Source organism: Methylobacterium nigriterrae, from assembly GCF_037106235.1.
Taxonomy (GTDB): domain Bacteria; phylum Pseudomonadota; class Alphaproteobacteria; order Rhizobiales; family Beijerinckiaceae; genus Methylobacterium; species Methylobacterium nigriterrae.
Genome location: NZ_JBAWTG010000280.1, coordinates 1 through 2817, shown reverse-complemented (window position 1 = coordinate 2817; position 2817 = coordinate 1). Strand labels below are relative to the sequence as shown.

3 protein-coding genes are annotated in these 2817 nt (G+C 64.2%); 2 read left to right on the top strand and 1 reads right to left on the bottom strand.

Going from position 1 to position 2817, the window contains the following annotated elements; all coding sequences use genetic code 11:
- Positions 1-280, top strand: a 280-nt coding sequence (locus WDW90_RS36105; RefSeq protein ID WP_336492554.1) for a Crp/Fnr family transcriptional regulator, incomplete at its 5' end; no start/stop codon positions are given.
- Positions 281-1133: 853 nt separating this feature from the next.
- Here WDW90_RS36105 and WDW90_RS36100 read toward each other — a convergent pair.
- The gene (locus WDW90_RS36100; RefSeq protein WP_336492553.1) at positions 1134-1481 is read right to left on the bottom strand and encodes a hypothetical protein; all 348 of its coding nucleotides are present in this window, start codon (positions 1479-1481) and stop codon (positions 1134-1136) included.
- A 436-nt stretch (positions 1482-1917) separates the two neighbouring features.
- On the opposite strand from WDW90_RS36100, the gene WDW90_RS36095 reads away from it, so the two are divergent.
- Complete coding sequence (locus WDW90_RS36095) at positions 1918-2682, top strand: molybdate ABC transporter substrate-binding protein (protein ID WP_336492552.1); 765 nt, start codon at positions 1918-1920, stop codon at positions 2680-2682.
- The last annotated feature ends 135 nt before the right edge of the window (positions 2683-2817 follow it).

Genomic DNA, 2817 nt, shown 5'->3' with positions numbered 1-2817 from the left:
TCTCGCGCGCTGGCTTCTGATGTGCCACGACCGCACGGAGGGCGACGAGCTGCCGACGACGCACCGGTTCCTGTCGCTGATGCTCGGGGTCAACCGTCCTGGCCTGACCGAGACGGTGTCGGCCTTTGAGCGCTCCGGGGTGATCGAAACTCAGCGTGGCTCGATCACGATCCGGGATCGCGCAAGGCTGCGGGATCTGGCGGGCGCCTCCTACGGCGGGCCAGAGGCGGAGTACGAGCGGCTCCTTGGGGACCAGCACAAGCCAGTCGAAGCTCCATAACGCCCAATCTGCGCAGGCCGCGGGCCCTTCGCTGGCATCGTGCCGAACGCGCGGCGGCTCCGGGGCTGAGCCGGCCGTGCTACACGCATTGCAGGCCGCCTCGTCAGGACGGGGCGGCCTCGCCCTCTCGGCAGGTGGCGGAAACAGCCGAGAGCCGGCGGCCCGTACGCATGCGGGCGCGGCCGGCACATTGCTCCCATACTGATTGAGTGCCACTTCTTCGAGCTCCTGAGCTGCGAACCGGCCGCGCTTCCAACCGTCGGGACAGGCTTGCTCGTGCGACCTTGCGCTCGCCGACGACCGCATGGCCGGCACGGCAGGCGGCCGTGCGCACTGCAATCCTCCTAGCTCGGCCGGAGAAGCGGTGAGTCCGGTAATTCTACAACATCCAATCCGCGACAACGCGCCGGGCGTGTCCGAGCTGAAGGCGACCGGACTGCCGGCGCACAGCATGGCAGCCGAATTGAATCGGCGAGAGATCGCCGCCAGCTGGCGGCCGTTGGCATGCGCGAGCCGACATCTGGGTGCTGGAGCGCCTCTGAGCGTAGCCTGAAGGGCAATGGGGATGTCGAGCCCGCGCCGCCTTGCCTCACGAATTCGTGAGTTCCCAAGACGTAGAATTCTGGGATTAAACGCCTTGTCTGATCGTGCCCCCCAAGCACGGGCAGGCGTTTCTCAAATCGCTCCTGCCCGCCCGGTTCCTCCAAGCCGTGCGGGCTTCTTTTTGCCTTCGGACGCCCTCCCCCGCTCTGCCGGTGGTGTGGAACAGCAGAAAGCCGACGGCCGCAGCGGCTTGCAGCGCGGCCGGCGCGGTGTCCAGCGGGATTGCTAAGGCCCCACAGGGCGCAAGCCGTTAGGGCAGCTTCCAAGTCGCCTTGTGCGGCACGATCGTCATCGGCCGCGCGCCCTCGGGCACCTTCACGGGCTGGAAGGTGTAGTCGGCCGATCCGGACAAGCCCTGGTACTTCCCGGTGCCACCGACGAATACGTGGCGGCCACTCTTGGCGTTCGCCTCGTAGGTCGAGAACACTTGGTCGCCGTCCTTGTCGGTGTCGATGCAGCTGCCGCGGTTGACCACCTCGTTGCCGTTGGCCTCGCGCATGCCGATGCAGCGCGTGCCCATGTCGTTGAAGGGAGCCTCGCCCGCGTCATTGCGGGTGATGCCAGTGCTCTCGTAGATCGCGACCGTCCGGTCGCCCATCTTCATCGGCGTGGACGAAGCGTTGACGTAATTAGTTGTGTAAGAGGCAGTGCCTTCTCTCGGGAATTCTCCTGCTCCAGCGCTAGAACAAGCGCCGAGCATCAGGATAAAAGCCCACCTTGTACTTGCCATCAATTCCTCCCATTGCCCGCAGATCAAAACCGGGTGGATCTGTCTGCTAAGGGTTTCAGCCCCTTCATGGCGGCCATTGATCATGCACGGCGCCGATGGCTGGTAAAGCGTGCTTCGGATTGAGCACACGATGAACCCACATGCGACTGATGCCGTGCTGCCTCGCGATCAGCGGTAGCCCAAGACCTGCCCGTTCGCCTCGGGATACCCTTGTAAGCCTTCCACGCACTGGACCGGCTGGCGGCTTCTTGTTCTCATGGTGGCTCAGCAGCGGCCTATCGGGCTATCGCGCCGGGGAGAAGAGATGTTCGACACCGCGAAGAGACTACGTACGCTCTGTGTGCTCGCGACTGCTGCCTACTTTTCGGCAGGCGCCGCTCGTGCCGCTGACATCACCATTCTCTGCTCTACTGGGCTCAAGACTGTCGTGGAGGACCTCGCGTCGGAGTTCCAGGCCAAGACCGGAGACCACCTCGTCGTCACCTATGACACCTCCGCTCTGCTGAAGTCCCAGATCGAGGCCGGCAAGCCCTTTGACGTCGTGGTTCTCACCCCGCCTCTCATCACCGCCCTGATCCAGCAGGGCATCGTCGCAGACGGTTCAGCCACCACGCTGGCCCGCACCGGCATTGGCCTTGCCGTCAAGAAAGGCGCAGCACGGCCTGACATCGGCTCTGCCGAGGCGCTCAAGCATGCTCTCACCAGCGCGAACTCGGTGGCCTACAGCACCTCGGGGGTGAGCGGCAGCATGTTCTCTGCGGCTCTGCAGAAGCTTGGAATTGCCGATGATGTGAAGGCGAAAGCCAAGACGATCCCGAATGGCCTCACAGGCGACGTCGTAGCGCGTGGTGAGGCGGACCTTGCTGTGCAACTGATGCCGGAGCTTATGTCCGTTGCTGGCGTGGACGTGGTCGGCCCATTCCCGGCTGAGGTGCAGTCCTATGTGGTTCTGACCGGAGGGATTTCAGCTGTGACTGCGGACAGGGCTCGGGCCGAGGCTTTCATCACGTTCCTCAAAGCGCCGCCTGCAGCAGATGCGATCCGCGCGAAGGGCTTAGAGCCTAGCTGATCTTGAATGGACATACATAAGCTGCACCGATGCGCGGCTAGAGCGGGTCCCGATCAGCTGGAAGCACAAGCGTCATCCTCGTAGCCGGCGGCCGAGAAGTAGTTGCGGCACTCCGCAGGCGAAAGGCGCGCGAAG